The sequence below is a fragment of the Sphingomonas sp. ASV193 genome (assembly GCF_040203355.1).
Taxonomy (GTDB): domain Bacteria; phylum Pseudomonadota; class Alphaproteobacteria; order Sphingomonadales; family Sphingomonadaceae; genus Sphingomicrobium.
In genome coordinates, this window is sequence record NZ_JBEHBW010000002.1 from 370,808 (window position 1) to 389,010 (window position 18,203).

Consider the following 18,203-nt stretch of genomic DNA (forward strand, 5'->3'; position numbering starts at 1 on the left):
TGTAACCCGCTATTGCGAGCGCAGCCGGTAGCCGATTGCCGGGACGTTGATCAGCAGTGAAGGTCGCGCCGGGTCGGCTTCCAGCTTCTGCCGCAAATTGCGCACCGCGACGCGCAGATAGGCGAGGTCGGCGACATGCGCCGGGCCCCAAACCGCCTCCAGCAAATGGCGGTGGGTGACGACCCGGTCGGCGTTGCGCGCAAGCTCGAGCAGCAACGCGAATTCCTTCGGCGGCAGGTCGAGCGCGCGCTCGTCGCGGGTCACAACCCGCCGGGCGAGGTCGATCGCGATGGGTCCCACCCGCACCAGCTCGCCGCCGCCGCGCCCGCGATTGCGAAAGGCGACCCGGACGCGGGCGAGCAGCTCCTCGGTATCGAACGGCTTGACCAGATAATCGTCGGCCCCGAGGTCGAGCGCGGTGACCTTTTCCGACGCGCTGTCGCGCGCGGTCAGCACGATAACCGAACGGCCGGCGGCCTTGAGCTGGGGGATGATCTCGACCCCGTCACGGTCGGGCAGGCCGAGATCGAGCAGCACCACCTCGCACCCCGTCCGGCGCGCGAGGTCGAGCCCTTCGCGCGCGTCGGCGGCTTCGGCGACGCCCCAGCCCGCGCGCTCGGCGGCGCGACGCACGAGGCTGCGGATCGCCGCCTCGTCGTCGATCACCAGCAGCGGCGCACTCACGTCCCGCCCGGCGCCAGCCGCGAGGCCGGCAAGTGGAGCGAAAAGGCCGCGCCAGCGGGCTCGACCCGGCGCGCGCCGACCGCGATCCCCATCGCGTCGGCGAAGCCCTTGACGATCGCCAGCCCGAGACCGGTGCCGCCGCTGCGGTCACCGACCTCGACCTTGCGGAACCGGTCGAACAGCTGCGCCGGGTCGCCGGGGGGCAGGCCGACGCCGTCGTCGACCACCTCGAGCCGGACGCCGCCCTCACGCGCCTCGGCTTCGATTCGGATCTGCCCGCCCGCGCGGGTGAACCGGGCGGCATTGGCGAGCAGGTTGAGCAGGCACTGGTGGAGCATCCGCCCATCGGCCGAGACCAGCGGCAGGTCGGCCGGGACGTCGACCGCGACCGTCCGCCCGGCCAGCTCGGGCTTGAGGTCGTCGAGCGCGGCGGCGACCGCGTCGGTCAGGTCGATCGGCTCGAGCGCCGGCTCGAGACCGCCTTCCTGGAGCCGAGTCATCTCGAGCAGATTGTCGAAGAAATGTGCCAGCCGGCGCGCATTGGCGCGGACGTCGTCGAGCTGCGGCTGGCGCGCCTGCGCGGCACCGACGAGCGCGGTCAGCGGGGTCCTCAGGTCGTGCGCGATCGAGCTTAGCAGCGTCCGCCGAAGGTCCTCGCGCTGGCGCAGCGCCTGAAGCTCGCGCGTGTCCTTTTCGAGCCGGATGCGCTCGTAGGCGAGCGCCGCCTGCCCCTTCATCGTCGTGAACAGCAGCTGGCGGTCGGGCGGGATCGGCGAGCCGGGGCCGGGCTTGGCCAGCCCGATCAGCGCATGGATGCCGAGCGAGGTGGCCAGCGGGTGGAACTGCCAGTCGCTCGCGGCGAGCGTGCCGGTTCCGCGCCCGGTATCTTCGTTATGGGTGAACGCCCAGTCGGCCGAGGCTTCGTCGATCGCGTCGAGCTCGACCATCGCCGGCGAGCCCGCGTCGACCGCGGCCCGCCCGGTCGAATCGCGCAACACGACGATCGCGCTGACCCCGAACGCCTGCGCAATCTCTTCGGCCACCGCGGCGGCGGTTTCGGCGCGCGCCGACAGCCCCGCCAGCTTCTGGCCGAAGGCGGCGACCGCGGCATTCTCGCTCGCGGTCCGCGCCCCGAGGATCGCGCGGCGCTGAAGGTTGCCCGCCAGCTGCCCGACCACCGTCCCCACCGCGATCAGCACCAAGAAGGTGGTGACGTTCTGCGGGTCCTGGATGGTCAGTTCGTAGAGCGGCGGCAGGAAAAAGAAATTATAGGCCAGCGCCGCCATCAGCGCGGCGGCGAGCGAGGAGCGCAGCCCGAACCGCGCCGCGGTGAACATCACCGGCAAGATGTACATCAGGTCGATCGAGTTCGGCCCGGTGAACGGCTCGGCGAAGCGCGCGAGCACCGTGGTCAACCCGACCAGCAGCACCGACCAGAGCAGTCCCGCCGGGTTGATCGAACGCCGCACCGAGCGCGCCGGCCGCGAATCGGCGGGCGCATAGGCGCTCAGCGGGATGACGTGGACCGACACGTCCTTGAGCTCGCGCACCAGCTTGTCGACTACCGACGGGTGGCGGAGCGTGAACCACCAGCCCCGCCGCACCTTGCCGACCACCAGCGCGGTGGTCCGGTTTTCCTCGAGGAACTCGGCGAGCCCGGCGACGACGTCGGCGGCCGGGACCACCGCGACATTGGCCCCCAGCGACGCCGCCAGCTTGAGCGCGTCGGCGATCCGCCCGCGCGCCGAGGCATCGAGCGTCGCGCTGCGCGGGGTTTCGAGCACCAGCGCGGTCCACGGCGCGTCGAACGCGTCGGCCATCCGCTTCGCCGCGCGGATCAGCCGCTCGCCCCCCGGCTGGTCGCCGACCGCGACGACGAACCGCTCGGCCCCGGCGAAATTGCCCCGCGCCCCGCTCGCCCGCAGGTCGTCGAGCATGCGCCGGTCGACCGTCTGCGCCGCGCGGCGAAGCGCCAGCTCGCGCAATGCCGACAGGTTGGCACGGGTGAAGAAATTGCCAAGCGCGCGGTTGGCTTCCTCGGCGACATAGATCTTTCCCGCCTTCAGCCGGTCGATGAGCTCGTCGGGGGGGACGTCGACGATCTCGATCTCGGCTTCGTCGAGGATGCTGTCGGGCACCGTCTCGCGCATCCGGATGCGGGTGAAGCTGGCGACAACGTCGTTAAGGCTCTCGACGTGCTGGATGTTGAGCGTGGTGAGGACGTCGATCCCCGCCGCGCGAAGTTCCTCGACGTCCTGCCAGCGCTTGGCGTGGCGGCTCCCGGGCGCATTGCTGTGGGCAAGCTCGTCGACCAGCGCGACCCGCGGCGCCCGCGCCAGCATCGCGTCGACGTCGAACTCGGCCAGCCGGTGACCTTCGTGCTCGACCGTCCGCGGGGGCAGCCGCTCGAACGGGGCAGCGAGCTGCTCGGTATGCGCACGGCCGTGAGTCTCGATCACCCCGGCGACGACGTCGACCCCGGCGGCGAGGAGGTCGGCTCCCTCGCGCAGCATCTCGACCGTCTTGCCGACCCCAGGGGCGGCGCCGAGCAGGATCTTCAGGCGCCCGCGCTCGTCGCGCACGGCTTCCTTCAACAGGGCATCGGGAGAGGGACGGCGCTCGTCGTTCACGGCCTTCGATTAGCGGACAGCCGGTCGAGTTGTCGATTGAGCGCGAGCAGGTTGACCCGCGGCGCGCCGAGAATGCCGAGCGGCGAGGGTTCGACCGCCGCCTCGACCAGCGCCTCGATCACGCGCGGATCGAGACCGCGCGCGGCGGCGACTCGCGGCACCTGCACCAGCGCGGCATCGGGGCTGACGTCGGGATCGAGCCCCGAGGCCGAGGTGGTGACGAGATCGGCGGGGACCGTCGCGATGCCCTCGGCGTGGAGCGCCTTCACGTCGCCCTCGATCCGGGTTTCGAGGTCGCGCGAGCCGGGGGCGAGGTTGCTTCCGCCCGACGACGAGGCGTCATAGCCCTTGCCCGCCGCCGACGGGCGCCCGTGGAAATAGCGCGGGCTGGCGAAGCCCTGGCCGATCAGCGCCGAGCCGACCACCCGCCCGCCATCGACGACGAGACTGCCGTTCGCCTGCGCCGGCAACACCGCCTGCGCGATTCCCGTCACCGCCAGCGGATAGGCGAGCCCGGTGAGCAGGGTGAAGCCGAGCGTCATGACGAGCGCGGGGCGGATCGTGGCGGAAAGCGCGGACATGATGCGTGGCTCCTATTCAGAAACGGGTCGAGACGCCCAGATAGGCCTGCACCCCGGGCGTCGCGCGGTTGAGCCCGAGGTTGACCCCGGCATCGAACTGCAGCGTCGGGCGCGCGAGCCACGCCACCGCGGCGTCGGCCGAATACTGGCGGACGGTGCCGGCCGGATCGTCGTTCTGCGCGGTCCACAGCTCGCCGTAAGCGGTCACCGTCGACGACAGCGCCTGGCCAATATTGACCGACCCCTGGACCTGCGCGTGATGGCCGTGTCCGTCGCTATCGGCGAGCGCGTCGACTTCGGGCGCGGCGGTAAGCGTGGTCCCGTTGGCGATGGCGTAGGTGACGGGAAGCACCACGCCATATTCCCATTCGCCGTTGCCGATGCCCAGTCTCGCGGTCGGCGCCTTGACCCACGGCAGCACCGCGACCTGCAGCTTCGCGGCTGGATCGGTCAGCCGCTGCTTGACCTTCAGATAGACGTCGCCGGTCCCCGACAGCGCGCTGTCGTGAACGCCGTCGCTGGTGCGTACGGTAACCAGCGGCGCCCAGTTGACCTCGACGTCGGTCGACGGGCCGAGGCCGTATTTCAGCGTCGGGTTGACCCACAGCACCGTGTCGGTGCCGGTCCCGTCGATCCGGTAGTGGGTCCAGTTGCCGACATCGCTTTCGACCTGGACCATGCCGGTCGGGACGATGCACGGCCCGGTCGCCTTGGTCGGCCGGTCGGTGCACAGCGCGGGCGGGGAATCGTCGGCGAGCGCGGGCGTGGCGATCGCGGCGGCGGCGAGGACGAGGAAACGCATCGGGGACACTCCGGTCAGGCGAGGTGAAGGCCGGCGACCGCGAGGTCGATCAGCTTGATCCCGGCGAACGGCGCGACGAGGCCGCCGACGCCGAAAATGGCGAGGTTGCGCGCGAGCAGGGTCCCGGCGGGGGCGGGGCGATACTTGACCCCCTTGAGCGCGAGCGGGACGAGCGCGGGGATGATCAGCGCATTGAAGATGATCGCGCTCAAAATCGCGCTTTCGGGGCTGGCGAGGCGCATCACGTTGAGCACGCCGAGCGGCGGGTAGAGCGCGACGAAGATCGCCGGCAGGATGGCGAAATATTTCGCGACGTCGTTGGCGATCGAAAAGGTGGTCAGCGCGCCGCGGGTCATCAGCAATTGCTTGCCCAGCCCGACCACCTCGATCAGCTTGGTCGGGTCGCTGTCGAGGTCGACCATGTTGCCCGCCTCGCGCGCCGCCTGCGTGCCCGTGTTCATCGCCACCCCGACGTCGGACTGGGCCAGCGCGGGAGCATCGTTGGTCCCGTCGCCGCACATCGCCACCAGCCGACCGCCCTGCTGCTCCTTGCGGATGAGGTCGAGCTTGTCCTCCGGCGTCGCCTCGGCGAGGAAATCGTCGACCCCGCTTTCGGCGGCGATCGAGGCGGCGGTGAGCGGGTTGTCGCCGGTGATCATCACCGTTCGGATCCCCATCCGGCGAAGCTCGGCGAAGCGCTCGCGGATCCCCGCCTTGACGATGTCCTTGAGCTGGACGACCCCGAGCAGCCGGCCGTCGTCGGCGACCGCGAGCGGGGTCCCGCCCTGCCGCGCGATGCCGTCGGCGATCTGGCGGAGCTGGTCGGCGCCGGGCCGGTCGCCGACTACCTTGAGCACCGCGTCGATCGCCCCCTTGATCAGCGTCCGCTCGCCGATCTTGAGCCCAGACACGCGGGTCTGCGACGTAAACGGGATCGCCTCGGCCTTGGCGGGCATCGCCTCGCCCTCCCCGGCCAGCACGACGATCGAGCGGCCCTCGGGCGTCTCGTCAGCCAAGCTGGCGAGCCGCGCGGCGGCGGCGAGCTGCTCCCCGGTCACCCCGTCGACCGGCAAGAAGGCGGTCGCCTGGCGGTCGCCGATGGTGATCGTCCCGGTCTTGTCGAGCAGCAGGACGTCGATGTCGCCCGCCGCCTCGACCGCGCGGCCCGACTTGGCGAGCACGTTGAACCGCACCAGCCGGTCCATTCCCGCGATCCCGATCGCCGAGAGCAGCGCCGAGATGGTGGTCGGGATCAGCGTCACGAACAACGCGACCAGCACCGGCACCGCGATCGAGCCCTTGGCGTAGGCGGCGAAGGCGGGCAGCGTGCCGACCGCGATCAGGAAGATCAGCGTCAGCCCGGCGAGCAGGATCGTCAGCGCGATCTCGTTCGGGGTCTTCTGGCGGCTCGCGCCCTCGACCAGCGCGATCATCCGGTCGAGGAAGCCCTCGCCCGGCGCGGCGGTGATCCTGACCTCGATCCAGTCGGCGATGACCCGCGTTCCCGCGGTGACCGCCGAGCGGTCGCCCCCGCCCTCGCGGATGACCGGCGCCGATTCGCCGGTGATCGCCGCCTCGTTGACGAAGGCGACGCCCTTCACGACCTCGCCGTCGGCCGGGATCAGTTCCCCGGTATCGACCCGCACGACATCGCCCAGCTTCAGGCCGGCGGCGTCGACCGTGCGGCCGTCGAGCAGCTTTGCCTTGAGGTCGGCCTTGGTCGCGCGCAGCGAGGCCGCCTGCGCCTTGCCGCGTCCCTCGGCCAGGGCTTCCGCGAAATTGCCGAACAGCACCGTCAGCCACAGCCAGAAGACAAGTTGCCCCTGGAAGAACAAATGCTCGCCACCAGTCACGAGGCCGCGAACGAATACCAGCGTCGACAGCGCCGCGACGATCGCGGTGACGAACATCACCGGGTTGCGCACCAGCGTGCGAGGGTCGAGCTTGGCGAAGCTTTGGGCGATCGCCGGGGTGACGAGCTCGGCGGTGAACAGCGAGGAAGTCTTGGACACGGGTTCGGCGCCTTTACGACAGGACGTGGGCGTTGAGCTGGAGCTGGTCGGCGATGGGGCCGAGCGCGAGGCTGGGCAGGAAGGTCAGCCCGCCGACGATCAGGATGATTGCGACCAACAGCCCGATCCACAGCCCGCCGGTGGTCGGGAAGCTGCCCGGGCCCTCGGGCACCTTTTTCTTGGCCGCCAGCCCGCCGGCGATCGCCAGCACCGGCAGCACGACCCCGAACCGCCCGACGAACATCGCGAGCGCCAGCGTCAGGTTATAGAAGGTCGTGTTCCCGCTCAGCCCGGCGAAGGCGCTGCCGTTGTTCGCGACCGTGCTCGAATAGGCGTAGAGGATCTCGCTGAAGCCGTGCGGCCCCTTAGCGAGCGGTCCCGCCAGCCCCGGTACGGTGACCGCGGCGATCGCGGTCAGCCCGAGGATGAACAGCGGCAGGATGGCGATGGCGATGACGCTGAGCTTCATCTCGCGCGCCTCGATCTTCTTGCCGACATATTCGGGCGTCCGCCCGACCATCAGCCCGGCGATGAACACCGCCAGGATCGCGTACAGCAGCATCCCGTAGAGCCCCGCCCCAACCCCGCCGACGATGATCTCGCCGAGCTGCATGTTGAACAGCGGGACCAGCCCGGCGAGCGGCATCAGGCTGTCGTGCATCGCGTTGACCGCGCCGCAGCTCGCCGCGGTGGTCACGACGACGAACAGAATCGTCGCGGCCAGCCCGAAGCGCACTTCCTTGCCTTCCATGCTCGGCCCGGCGAGGCCGAGCGCATGCTGGAACGGGTTGCCGCCCGCTTCGACCGCGTAGGCAACCGCGACCCCCATCAGGAACAGCACGACCATCGCCGCGAGCAGCGCCCAGCCCTGCCGCTCGCGCCCGACCGCCCTGCCGAAGCAGATCGTCAGCCCCGCCCCGATCACGAAGATCGACAGCATCTCGATGAAATTGGTGATCGCCGACGGATTTTCGAACGGGTGGGCGCTGTTGGCGTTGAAGAAGCCGCCGCCGTTGGTGCCGAGCATCTTGATCGCCAGCTGCGAGGCGACCGGCCCGATCGAAATGACCTGCTTCGCGCCCTCGAGCGTCGTCGCGGTAACCGACCCGGCCATCGTCTGCGGGACGCCAAGCGCGACATAGGCGAGCGCCAGCACGAGGCTCGCGGGAAGCAGCAGGTAGAGCGTGACCCGGGTGATATCGACCCAGAAATTGCCGATCGTCTTCGTCGAGCTGCGCGCGAAGCCGCGGATCAGCGCGAAGGCGACCGCGATCCCGGTCGCCGCCGACAGGAAGTTGTGAACCGTCAGGCCCGCCATCTGGCTGAAGTTCGACAGCGTCGATTCGCCGGCATAGTTCTGCCAGTTGGTGTTGGTGACGAAGCTCACCGCCGTGTCGAGCGCGAGCCAGGTCTCGACCCCGCCGAAGCCCTGCGGATTATGCGGCAGGCCGCCCTGGAGCTTGAGGATCGCGAACAGGCTGGCGATGCCGACGAGCGTGAACATCATCACCGCCCAGGCATAGGCCTTCCAATCCTGCTCCTTCTCGCCGACTCCCGACCAGCGATAGAAAGCCTCCTCGATCGCCGCGAGCGGCAGGCGCCGGTCCGAATAGGTCGCGAACAGCAACGCCCCGACCGGCTTGGCCAGCGCGACGAACAAGGCGGTGAACAGGACGATCAGGGTCCAGCCGGAAAGCGTCATGGCGCGGGCCTCAATATTTCTCGGGGCGCGCCAGCACGGCGAGCAGGTAGACGAGGATGATCAGGGCGACGGCGGCCCCGGCGGCGAGATCGAACGACACGCGGTTTCTCCCAACGGAGCGCCGCCCCTAGGCCCGATCGCCGTTAACCCGCGCGGTGAGACGGCCGCTGCCCGCGTAAAGTTTTCATAAAGCCGGGGAGATCACCGAGACGCCCAGCTGCCCGCCGCGCTTGCGCCCGCCGGCGGATCAAATCAGTCCCCCGGGAAGCTTTTGCTTGGGTTGCCATCCGGCGGATCAAATCAGTCCCCCGGAAAGCTTTTGCTTGGGTTGCCATCCGACGGATCAAATCAGTCCCCCGGACTGATTTGATGGTGCCCAGGAGAGGACTCGAACCTCCACGACCTTGCGATCGCCAGCACCTGAAGCTGGTGCGTCTACCAATTCCGCCACCTGGGCACAGGGACATCGTCGTGTCGGTAGGCGGCGGCGCTTAGAGGGGCTCGGCGCGGCTTGTCAACCGCTCCCGCGCAGCCAAGTCGCTGCCCCCTTGCGCGGGCGGCGCGCTTGGCCCACAGACCCTCGCCGTCGACACCAGCCAGAGCCCCGTACCGATGCGAAAGAGCGAACGCACCCCGACCGTCCTGCTGATCGGCGCAAGCGGCTTCATCGGCCGCTACGTCGCCGAGCAGCTGCTCAAGGCCGGGGTCCGCGTCCGCGCCGCCGAGCGCGACCCGCGCAAGGCCTATTTCCTCCAGCCGCTCGGGTCGGTCGGGCAGGTCGCGCTGACCGGCTTCGACATGGCCCGTCCTTCGCACTTTGCCGCCGCGGTTGACGGGGTCGACGCGGTGATCAACCTCGTCGGCGCGTTCGAGGGCCGGCTTCACCTGCTCCACGCCGACGGACCGGGCCAGCTCGCCGAGGCAGCGAAAAAGGCGGGCGTGAGCGCCTTCGTCCAGATTTCGGCGATCGGCGCCGACCCCCACGCCGATTCGCTCTACGGCCGGACCAAGGGCGAGGGCGAGGCACGTGTGCGCAGGGCGTTCCCTGCCGCCACCATCCTTCGCCCCAGCGTGGTGTTCGGGCCCGAGGACCAGTTCACCAACCGGTTCGCTTCGATGGCCTCGCTGCCGATCGTGCCGGTGCTCGCCCCGCAGACCAAATTCCAGCCGGTCTATGTCCGCGACCTCGCGCAGGCGATCGCCAAGGCCGCGCTCGACCCCGCGACCTATGGCGGGAAGACCTACGACATCGCCGGGCCCGAGGTGCTGACGATGCGAGCGCTCAACGAGCGGATCGCCGCACTGGCGGGCAAAAAGGCCGATTTCGTCGACCTGCCCCACGTCGCCGGCTCGGCGATGGCGGCGCTCGGCTTTCTCCCCGGCGCGCCGCTCAGCCGCGACCAGTGGGCGATGCTCCAGCACGACAATGTGGCCGCGAACGAGGGTCTCGCCGCGTTCGGGATCACCCCCACCGCGCTCGACGCGGTCGCCCCCGAATGGCTCGGCCGCTATCGCCGCGGCGGCCGCTTCGCCCCGACCGCCGCCTGATCCCCCCGATCGAACCTGCCCCCTTGTCGAAAGCGTAAGCCGCCATGCCGATACTGCTGATTGCCATCATCCTCGGCATCGTCGAGGGGGTTACCGAGTTCCTGCCGGTCAGTTCGACCGGCCACCTGATCCTCGCCAGCCGCCTGCTCGGCTATGACGATGCGCAGTGGAACGCGTTCAACGTGATCATCCAGCTCGGCGCGATCCTGGCGATCGTCGTGCTCTACTGGCGGACTTTCTGGACCGTCATCCAGGGCGTGCTTCGCGGCAACCCGGTGTCGATCCGCTTCGTGCGCAACATCCTGCTCGGCTTCCTGCCGTCGGCGATCCTCGGCTTCCTGCTGATCAAGAAGATCGAGGCGCTGCTCGGCAATGCCGAGGTGGTCGCGATCGCGTTCATCGTCGGCGGCATCGCCATCCTGCTGATCGAGCGGCTCGCCCGGCGCGCCGAAAAGGTCGGGGTCGCCGAGCTTCCGGTCGGCACCGCGCTCGGCATCGGCCTCGCCCAGTGCCTGGCGATGATCCCCGGCGTCAGCCGCTCGGGTGCGACGATCATGGGGGCGCTGAGCCTCGGGGTCGAGCGGCGAACCGCGGCGGAATTCAGCTTCTTCCTCGCCGTCCCGACGATGGTCGGCGCGACCACGCTCGAACTCGCCAAGCACCATGCCGAGATCATGAGCGGCGCGCACGGCGTCGGCTGGGGCACGATCGCGGTCGGCTTCATCGTCAGCTTCCTCGTCGCGCTGGTCGTGGTCCGGGCGTTCGTCGGCTATATCTCGCGCCACGGCTTCGCGCCCTTTGCCTGGTACCGGATCGTCGCCGGCGTGGTCGCGCTGGTCTGGCTCCGCGCGCTCTAGGCGGCCATCGCGCAACCCATTGATCGGATTGGCGAAGCCTGCCATTTTGAAAGCTGTCGATTCCGTCGTGGAGCGTGGCATGCGTTTTCTAGTCCCCCTGATCGCCCTGTCGGTCGCGACCCCCGCGCTGGCGCAGACGGCGCCGCCGCCGGTGATCGGCGACCCCAATCTCGGCAACCGGATCAGCGGCATGGCCGAGGCGATGACCCGCGCGATCGCCGGAATCCACACCGGCGAGCTTCGCGCCGCGGTCGAGGGACGGACCGCGACCGCGCGCGAGCGGCAGCGCACCGTCGGCGACGAGATCGGCGGCCCCGCCGCGGTCCGCGAGATCCAGCGCAAGGTGGCCGCGTCGGGCCCGGTGATCCAGCAGGCGACCGACCAGCTGTCGCGGTCGGTTCCCGCGATCCTCAAGGCGGTCGGCGACCTCAGCGCCGAGATCGACCGCGCGACCGCCAACCTGCCCAATCCAAATTATCCGGTCCGCTGAGCCCCGCGCCGGGTTGTGACAATCGGCGGGGTCGCTAAAGCCTGATCCCGACTCCGATGTGGCAACTCTACCAATTCCCGCTCTGCCCCTTTTCGCGCAAGGTCCGGCTCGTGCTCGGCGAGAAGGGCGTGGCGCATGAGCTGTTGCGCGAAAATCCGTGGGAGCGGCGCGACGAGTTCATCGACCTCAACCCGGCGGGCGAAACCCCGGTGCTGGTCGATTCCACCGGCGGGATCGTCCTGATCGGATCGCAGCCGATCTGCGAATATTTCGACGAGACGGTCGACAAGATGCCGATGCTCCACGGCAATGCGCAGGCGCGCGCCGAAATTCGGCGGCTGGTCGAATGGTTCGACGAGAAGCTCTACCGCGAAGTGGTCGAGCCGCTGATGCACGAGCGGATGCGAAAGCGCCTCGTCAGCCGAGAAAGCCCCGACACGCGGGTGCTGCGCGAGGCGATGCGGATCGCCAACGGGCATCTCGACTATCTCGATTATCTGCTCGACCACCGCCGCTGGATCGCTGGCGCCGGGCTTAGCCTCGCCGACTTCACCGCCGCCGCGCACCTCAGTGTGATCGACTATCTCGGCGCGCTCGACTGGCGCGGGCACAAGCAGACCAAGGACTGGTACGCGGTGATGAAGAGCCGCCCCTGCTTCCGCCCTCTCCTCGGCGAGCGGATGGAAGTGATCGTCCCGCCGGGCCACTACGACAAGGTCGATTTCTAGGGCTTCGGTTCCGCCATCGTCTCGCCGAGCGCCGTGAGCCGTTCGACCAGCGGCGCGAAACGCGGACTGGCGCGGAGCGGTTCGAGGTCGGGATCGGTGGTGATCGCGCTGATGAAGAAAACCGACGGCGAGCAAAGCGTTTCGAGCAGGTCGATCGCCGCGTCGATATCGCCTATATCGGCCATACAGCAGGCCAGGTTGTAGCGAAGCACGTCGTTGTCGGGGCACATCACCTGGGCCCGGGCGATCCAGTCCCGCGCCCGGTCGATCTGGCCGAGCGCGGCAAGCCCGGCGACCCCGCTGGTGATCGCCGCGCCATTGGTGGGATCCTGCTGGAGCGCGCGTTCGGCCTCGCTGATCGCCATTTCGGCGGCGTGCTGGCGCGATTCGGGCCGCCCGACCGCAGGGTAGAGGTTGACCAATATCCCCCAGACGTAGAAGTCCTTCGGATCGATCTCGACCGCGCGTTCGAAATGTTCGAGCATCCCCGCGAGGTCGCCCTGGTGATAGGCGAGCCGCCCGGCCTCCTTGCGGACGGCCCAATTGTCGGGATCGAGCGCCAGCGCGCGACCGATCGATTCCTTCGACCCGGCCAGGTCGCCGTCCTCGAACTTGCGGCGGGCAGCAACGCAGTGCGCCTCCGCCACCGTGGGATCGAGCGCGAGCGCGCGCTCGGCCGCGGCGGCCCCGGCATCGCCCGACTTGTCGAAGATGTGATGGAGATTGCTCTGGATGATCGCCATCAGGCCCATCGCCTTGGCGTAATGCGGATCGAGGTCGATCGCGCGCTGGCATAATTTGAGCACCAGCTCGAGCTGGCGGATGTCCCCCCAATTGCCCTGGTTCCAATATTGGTGGGCCATCAGGTAGAGATTATAGGCCTCGACGTTGGTCGTTCCGCGCTGCGCGATCGCGTTCTTTTCCCTGGGCAGAAGCTTGAGCTTCAGTGCGGCGACGATCGCGTGGCTGATCTCGTCCTGGATCGCGAAGATGTCGTCGAGGTCGCGGTCGTAGCGTTCGGCCCACAGGTGATCGCCCGCCTTTCCGTCGATCAGCTGCGCGGTGATGCGCACCCGTCCTCCCGCCTTGCGAACGCTGCCTTCGAGCACGTGGGTGACGCCGAGCCGCTGCGCGACCTCCTTCACGTCGAGCGACTGGCCCTTGAGCGCGAACGCCGTGTTGCGGGCGACCACCGACAGCGCCGACACCTTGCTGAGGTCGGTGATGATGTCCTCGGAAATGCCGTCGGAGAAATAGTCCTGCTCGGGATCCCCGCTCATGTTGAGGAAGGGCAGCACGCAGATCGCGACCCGTGCCGGCCCGGCGGGCTTGGCCGCGCCCGCCGTGGCGCGTTTGGCGCTGTCCGCTTCGCCGCCGTGGCGAGCCAGCGCGTCGCCGAGATCGGCCGGCAGCGGGTCGCCCGCGCGCCAGCCCGACAGGTCGATCGATTGGAACTGGCGAAAGCCGAGCGGCGGCTTGCAATCGTCGATCCGCACCGGGACGAGCTTGCCCGCGTCGCGGCCTTCGGCGGCCTCGTCGAGCACCCAGGTCGAGGCGATCGCGGCGGGCGACCACAGCACGATCACCGCGTCGCTGTCGCGAAGGGCGCGGTCGATCTCGTCGGTGAAACGCGCGCCGCCGCCGATCTGGCGATCCCACCAGACCGAGTGGCCCGCCTTATCGAGGGCGGCGGCCAGTCCTTCGACCGCCGGGCGGTCGTGGCGCGCATAACTTAAAAAGATCCTGGCCAGCCCCCGACTCCCACCAGGCCCTTCGACGTCGGCAACGCCGGGCCGGGGCGAGTGTCGCGCATTGCCGGCGGCTTCGCAAGGGAGCGACCGATGTGCGCGCGGGCGCAACACCGGGACGGACGTTAATCCTGTTGTCGTCCAGTCGCGGCTGGGGTGCGGCCAAGCGAACTCGACGCCCGGAATCGGGGCGGTTACCCTTTCCGCCTACCTTGTAATCGTCGAGGGAGGATGACCGGCGCCAGTGGGGCGACCGGCGTGCCCCTCCTGTTGTCCGGGGGGACGCGCCAGATGGGCCTGCCTATGTTCAATTTCGGATCGCGCGACCTGGCGATCGACCTCGGCACCGCGAACACGGTGGTTTATCTGAAGGACCGCGGCATCGTCATCGAGGAGCCCTCGGTGGTCGCGCTCGAATATGGCAACGGCCCGGCCAAGGTCCGCGCGGTCGGCGCCGACGCCAAGCTGATGCTGGGCAAGACCCCGGCCAATGTGAAGACCATCCGGCCGCTTCGCGCCGGGGTGATCGCCGACCTCGAAGTCGCCGAGCAGATGATCAAGCATTTCATGGGCAAGGCGACCGGCGGCAGGCGGATCGGCGGGCGGATGAAGGTTGTGCTGTGCGTGCCGTCGGGATCGACCAGCGTCGAGCGGCGCGCGATCCGCGACGCGGCGACCAACGCCGGGGCGAGCGAGGTGCGGCTGATCGAGGAGCCGATGGCCGCCGCGATCGGCGCGGGGCTGCCGGTGATCGACCCGGTCGGCTCGATGGTGATCGACATCGGCGGGGGGACGACCGAGGTCGGCGTCATCTCGCTCCAGGGCCTCGCCTATTCGCGCTCGGTCCGGGTCGGGGGCGACAAGATGGACGAGGCGATCATGAGCTACATCCGCCGCGCGCATAACCTCCAGATCGGCGAGGCGACCGCCGAGCGGGTGAAAAAGGCGTTCGGGCTGGCGCGCCCGCCGGTCGACGGCAAGGGCGCGACGATCGCGGTCAAGGGCCGCGACGTCGAGCGCGGGGTGCCGCGCGAGCTGTCGATCACGCAGGCCGAACTGGCGAACGCGGTGGCCGAGCCGGTCGGCCAGATCGTCCATTCGGTGCGCGAGGCGCTCGAGCATATCCAGCCCGAGATCGCCGCCGACATCATCGACGAGGGCATCACCATGACCGGGGGCGGATCGCTGCTTGCCGGGCTCGACGCGGTCATCGCTGACGAGACCGGGCTGCCGGTGCGCGTGGCCGGCGACGCACTGCACTGCGTGGCGCTGGGCGCGGGACGGACGCTGGAGGAAGGCGTCTACCGCGGGGCGTTGCAGACGGCCTAGCCTTAGTTTCCGCTAAGGGTGGAAAGCGGACATTAAAAGCCGAGCCATTCGAGTCCGCCGGGCAGTACGTCCACCGAGAAGTCAACTTGCAAGACCCTCCTCCTAGTGGGTGCGGTAGCCGCCTCGGATGCGTGCAGGAGGGGCGTCGCGTAAAGCCACACGTCGCCCGCGTGTGCCAAGCATGCCTTGGTCCCGCAACGCTTCGCAATCTCATCGACGTCGCCTACCGCTATCCGACCAAAAAGGTGCGAGCCGGGCGCTATGAGTAGGGGCGCATTGGTGGACGGAACATCATCAAGGTGCGCCCGCAGCGTCACCATTCTCGCGAGCAATTCAAATGGCGGCTCGACGTGATGCATGCCCCTCTTAACCGTCCACGGCCCGTAGCCAGCCACGTCGCGCTTCGCCTTCACACATATTGTTCGGTCCTGATGCCACGCGAGGGACCAGTTAGCTTTCGGGGATTTGTTGAAAAGGATAGCGCGAACTGGTCGTGCACCCTCACCTAGGACCGACGCAGCGATTGCTCCAATGCGACCGGCGCGAGCGAGCCACGGTTTCAGCGCGTCTATCCCTTGAATACGTACCCCGGCTTCGTCCGAGGGAAGATTTGCTAGTGCCGCCTCTAATTCGGCCAAGCAGGGCTTCAACGCGCCCTGAAAGATTCGCGCGCCATCGGTCGCTAATTCGCTGGAAGAGGTTTCAGTCATCGACAACCTTGGTAGGCGCTAGCCTAACTCCCGCGCAACGACCGCAATGGGTCGTTAGCGGACACTGGCCACGAAGGCATGCGGGCCAATCTCCGCTCAGGCGCGTGGGCCGGAATCGAGCACGGTCATCTGGCGGCCGCTGGTCGACGGGAGGACCCGCGAGCGGGTGACGAGCATGCTGGCGCCGGGCGTCAGGATGGAGCGGACGTTGGCGAGGAAGGCGGGCGGGATGTCGATCCCTTCGGCCAGCCACGGCTTGACCGGGGGAGCGGCCTGGCCGCGCGCGACGCCGGCGACCATCCAGCGCCGTTCGCCGCCGACCTCGCCGATGTAGGTGTAGACGTGGATGTCCGACTTCTGGTCGGCGATCTCCGCCCGCGAGCGGCCGATCTCGATCCCGTTGCGAAGCACGATGACCCGCTTGTCGAGCCGCGAGACGATGATCGACACCGGACCCGACGGCGACAGATGCGGTTGCCAGCGAAACGTCTCGCCATCCGCCAGAAGCCGGCGTTCGGCGCGCGCGCCGCTCGGCATGTGCGGCGCCAGCACGCCGGCCTCGGGTTCGGTCGAAACCTCGCCCGCGGCGCCGCCGACGATCACCGTTCCGCCCATGCTGGTCGTCGCGAACAGGCGCTTCGAAAATTCGAACGGCAAATGGACGCAGCCGTGGCTTTCGGGATAGCCGGGCAGGCCGCCGGCATGAAGCGCGACGCCGCCCCAGGTCAGCCGCTGCTGATAGGGCATGGCGGCGTTGTTGTAGGTCGACGAATGGTGCTTCGCGTCCTTTTCGAGGATGGTGAACACGCCGGTCGGGGTCTCGTGACCGGGCTTGCCGCTGCTGATCGTGGTGACGGCGATGCGCACGCCGTTGCGGTACACGGTCGCGATCTGGCGACTGAGGTCGGCATAGACCAGCACCGGGCCGTTGGGCGAGACTTCGGGCGCCCAGACCCACTGGCCGGGCTTGAGCGTGGCGGCCTTGCGGGCGAACTCGATCGGCGACGAGACGGTGTAGCCTTGCGAATGCGCGCTGGCAGCGAGCAATCCCAGCGCGGCGAACAGCAGACGCGATTTTTTCATCGTCCCCCCCAAATTCGACCCAGGTCGCGACGTCCTATTTCTGCTTTTCCGCGGTCGTTGTCCACCGCAAGGCGTACCGCTCTACGTGGCGCGGGCTTTAGGGGTTCGCCTGCCCGATCTTGCTGAGCAGCTCGCCGAACCAGTCCGCGTTCGCGTCGAAGGCCTTGCCGCCCTTGATGCGGGGGAATTCGATCGCGCGGAGCTGGTTGCCGCGTTCCTCGTCCTCGCCGATCACCCCCGGATTGCCGGCGAGGCCGCAGGCGACCGCCTGCTCGACGCAGCGGCGGATCAGCGCGAGGTCGGCTTCGTTCGCCGCCGCCGAGCGGGCGAAATAGCCGCTCTTCTGGACCAGCACCTTGTCGGCGCCGAGCCTGGCCGCGAACTGCTTCGCGAACCATTGGCCGGGGTTGATCTTGTCGAGCTGGACATGGCCGAACGGATCGCGCGGCACGTCCTCGCCCGCCGTCTCCATCGCGGCGACGATCTCGGCCACGCCCGCGCCTTCGGACACGAACAGGTTGACCCCGTCCTCGGCGTCCATGATCGCGCGCAACCGCTTGGCCTCGGCATCGATGTCGAACCCGCGTTCGGGAATGTAGACGCCGTGGACGTCCCAGCGGACGCGGCTGTTTTCGAGCCAGCCGGCGAACGCGGCCCCCTTCGCCCAGTCGTGGTGCGCCTTGGCGGTGGCGGCGGTGAGCCAGCCGCAGCCGCGGCCCATCACTTCGTGCACGACGAGCATGCGCGGGTTCGACGAATGTTCGGCGATGACGTTGCGCGCGAAGATCGCCCCCTGTTCGGCGGCGGTCCAGGCGCCGAGCGATTGGCGGATCGGGATAACGTCGTTGTCGATCGTCTTGGGCAGGCCGACCACGGTCAGCGTGTGGCCGTGGTTCGCGAGGTAGGCGGCGAGGTCGGCGGCGGTGCCGTTGGTGTCGTCGCCGCCGATGGTGTGGAGGATGGTGACCCCGTCGGCGGCGAGCCGGTCGGCAGCGACCGCGAGCGGGTCCTGCCCGTCCTTCACGAGCCCGCGCTTGACGCAGTCCTTCACGTTGGTGAGCTTGACCCGGCTGTTGCCGATCGGCGAGCCGCCGAAGGCGTGGAGGCGGTGGGCGTTGGCGCGGACCTCGCTCGTCACCTCGACGCTGTCGCCGGTAAGCAACCCGGCATAGCCGTTGCGATAGGCGATGATCGGGGTGTCGGGGGCGACCTCGCTGTAGCGTTCGATCAGCCCGCCGACCGCCGACGAGAGGCAGGGGGCGAGACCGCCGGCGGTGAGCAGCGCGACTTTTGGCATGC

16 protein-coding genes and 1 tRNA gene are annotated in these 18,203 nt (G+C 68.9%); 5 read left to right on the forward strand and 12 right to left on the reverse strand.

Features of this window, described 5'->3' with window-relative positions; all coding sequences use genetic code 11:
- Positions 1 to 9: 9 nt before the first annotated feature.
- The 8 genes from ABDK56_RS05810 to ABDK56_RS05845 form a co-directional block, all read right to left on the reverse strand.
- Positions 10 to 684, reverse strand: a complete 675-nt coding sequence (locus tag ABDK56_RS05810; protein WP_349807200.1) for a response regulator — start codon at positions 682 to 684, stop codon at positions 10 to 12.
- Positions 681 to 3,314, reverse strand: coding sequence for a DUF4118 domain-containing protein (locus ABDK56_RS05815; RefSeq protein ID WP_349807201.1), 2,634 nt, complete (start codon positions 3,312 to 3,314; stop codon positions 681 to 683). Before ABDK56_RS05815 ends, ABDK56_RS05810 begins: the two co-directional genes overlap by 4 nt.
- Positions 3,311 to 3,898, reverse strand: coding sequence for a potassium-transporting ATPase subunit KdpC (kdpC, locus tag ABDK56_RS05820; protein ID WP_502959270.1), 588 nt, complete (start codon positions 3,896 to 3,898; stop codon positions 3,311 to 3,313). Before kdpC ends, ABDK56_RS05815 begins: the two co-directional genes overlap by 4 nt.
- 13 nt (positions 3,899 to 3,911) lie before the next feature.
- A complete protein-coding gene (locus tag ABDK56_RS05825) occupies positions 3,912 to 4,697 on the reverse strand; it encodes a transporter (protein ID WP_349807203.1) in 786 nt (261 codons plus the stop codon).
- A gap of 14 nt (positions 4,698 to 4,711) precedes the next feature.
- Positions 4,712 to 6,709, reverse strand: a complete 1,998-nt coding sequence (kdpB, locus tag ABDK56_RS05830; RefSeq protein WP_349807205.1) for a potassium-transporting ATPase subunit KdpB — start codon at positions 6,707 to 6,709, stop codon at positions 4,712 to 4,714.
- A 13-nt stretch (positions 6,710 to 6,722) separates the two neighbouring features.
- On the reverse strand, positions 6,723 to 8,411 hold the full coding sequence (gene kdpA / locus ABDK56_RS05835; protein ID WP_349807206.1) for a potassium-transporting ATPase subunit KdpA: 1,689 nt from the start codon (positions 8,409 to 8,411) through the stop codon (positions 6,723 to 6,725).
- A gap of 10 nt (positions 8,412 to 8,421) precedes the next feature.
- A complete protein-coding gene (locus ABDK56_RS05840) occupies positions 8,422 to 8,511 on the reverse strand; it encodes a potassium-transporting ATPase subunit F (protein ID WP_349807207.1) in 90 nt (29 codons plus the stop codon).
- 270 nt (positions 8,512 to 8,781) lie between these two features.
- Positions 8,782 to 8,868, reverse strand: a tRNA-Leu gene (locus tag ABDK56_RS05845).
- Positions 8,869 to 9,023: 155 nt separating this feature from the next.
- Between ABDK56_RS05845 and ABDK56_RS05850 the strand changes: the two genes are divergently transcribed.
- The 4 genes from ABDK56_RS05850 (at position 9,024) to ABDK56_RS05865 (ending at position 12,034) form a co-directional block, all read left to right on the forward strand.
- Positions 9,024 to 9,959 carry a complex I NDUFA9 subunit family protein gene (locus ABDK56_RS05850; RefSeq protein ID WP_349807208.1) on the forward strand — a complete coding sequence of 312 codons (936 nt, stop codon included), beginning with the start codon at positions 9,024 to 9,026 and terminating at the stop codon, positions 9,957 to 9,959.
- Between the two features lie 44 nt (positions 9,960 to 10,003).
- A complete protein-coding gene (locus ABDK56_RS05855; RefSeq protein ID WP_349807209.1) occupies positions 10,004 to 10,816 on the forward strand; it encodes an undecaprenyl-diphosphate phosphatase in 813 nt (270 codons plus the stop codon).
- A 79-nt stretch (positions 10,817 to 10,895) separates the two neighbouring features.
- Positions 10,896 to 11,306 carry a hypothetical protein gene (locus ABDK56_RS05860; protein ID WP_349807210.1) on the forward strand — a complete coding sequence of 137 codons (411 nt, stop codon included), beginning with the start codon at positions 10,896 to 10,898 and terminating at the stop codon, positions 11,304 to 11,306.
- A gap of 56 nt (positions 11,307 to 11,362) precedes the next feature.
- Entirely contained in the window at positions 11,363 to 12,034 is a 672-nt protein-coding gene (locus ABDK56_RS05865; RefSeq protein WP_349807212.1) for a glutathione S-transferase family protein, read from the forward strand.
- Here ABDK56_RS05865 and ABDK56_RS05870 read toward each other — a convergent pair.
- The gene (locus tag ABDK56_RS05870) at positions 12,031 to 13,896 is read right to left on the reverse strand and encodes a TIR domain-containing protein (protein ID WP_349807213.1); all 1,866 of its coding nucleotides are present in this window, start codon (positions 13,894 to 13,896) and stop codon (positions 12,031 to 12,033) included. The genes ABDK56_RS05865 and ABDK56_RS05870 overlap by 4 nt on opposite strands.
- A gap of 189 nt (positions 13,897 to 14,085) precedes the next feature.
- Here ABDK56_RS05870 and ABDK56_RS05875 point away from each other — a divergent pair, with 189 nt between their 5' ends.
- Positions 14,086 to 15,111: a rod shape-determining protein gene (locus ABDK56_RS05875; RefSeq protein WP_349807215.1), complete on the forward strand. Its 1,026-nt coding sequence runs from the start codon at positions 14,086 to 14,088 to the stop codon at positions 15,109 to 15,111.
- 32 nt (positions 15,112 to 15,143) lie between these two features.
- On the opposite strand, the gene ABDK56_RS05880 is transcribed toward ABDK56_RS05875, so the two are convergent.
- From ABDK56_RS05880 to ABDK56_RS05890, 3 genes are all read right to left on the reverse strand, one after another.
- Positions 15,144 to 15,821 (reverse strand): phytanoyl-CoA dioxygenase family protein, encoded by a 678-nt coding sequence (locus ABDK56_RS05880; protein WP_349807216.1) that lies wholly within the window; start codon positions 15,819 to 15,821, stop codon positions 15,144 to 15,146.
- A gap of 96 nt (positions 15,822 to 15,917) precedes the next feature.
- Positions 15,918 to 16,904 carry a L,D-transpeptidase family protein gene (locus ABDK56_RS05885; protein WP_349807217.1) on the reverse strand — a complete coding sequence of 329 codons (987 nt, stop codon included), beginning with the start codon at positions 16,902 to 16,904 and terminating at the stop codon, positions 15,918 to 15,920.
- A 97-nt stretch (positions 16,905 to 17,001) separates the two neighbouring features.
- A complete protein-coding gene (locus ABDK56_RS05890) occupies positions 17,002 to 18,201 on the reverse strand; it encodes a pyrophosphate--fructose-6-phosphate 1-phosphotransferase (protein WP_349807218.1) in 1,200 nt (399 codons plus the stop codon).
- Between the last annotated feature and the right edge of the window lie 2 nt (positions 18,202 to 18,203).

Coding starts and splice junctions, on each gene's coding strand:
- ABDK56_RS05825 (WP_349807203.1), bottom strand. CDS start 4,697: ATGCGTTTCCTCGTCCTCGCCGCCGCCGCGATCGCCACGCCCGCGCTC.
- kdpA (WP_349807206.1), bottom strand. CDS start 8,411: ATGACGCTTTCCGGCTGGACCCTGATCGTCCTGTTCACCGCCTTGTTC.
- ABDK56_RS05850 (WP_349807208.1), top strand. CDS start 9,024: ATGCGAAAGAGCGAACGCACCCCGACCGTCCTGCTGATCGGCGCAAGC.
- ABDK56_RS05855 (WP_349807209.1), top strand. CDS start 10,004: ATGCCGATACTGCTGATTGCCATCATCCTCGGCATCGTCGAGGGGGTT.
- ABDK56_RS05860 (WP_349807210.1), top strand. CDS start 10,896: ATGCGTTTTCTAGTCCCCCTGATCGCCCTGTCGGTCGCGACCCCCGCG.
- ABDK56_RS05865 (WP_349807212.1), top strand. CDS start 11,363: ATGTGGCAACTCTACCAATTCCCGCTCTGCCCCTTTTCGCGCAAGGTC.
- ABDK56_RS05875 (WP_349807215.1), top strand. CDS start 14,086: ATGTTCAATTTCGGATCGCGCGACCTGGCGATCGACCTCGGCACCGCG.
- ABDK56_RS05880 (WP_349807216.1), bottom strand. CDS start 15,821: ATGACTGAAACCTCTTCCAGCGAATTAGCGACCGATGGCGCGCGAATC.
- ABDK56_RS05885 (WP_349807217.1), bottom strand. CDS start 16,904: ATGAAAAAATCGCGTCTGCTGTTCGCCGCGCTGGGATTGCTCGCTGCC.
- ABDK56_RS05890 (WP_349807218.1), bottom strand. CDS start 18,201: ATGCCAAAAGTCGCGCTGCTCACCGCCGGCGGTCTCGCCCCCTGCCTC.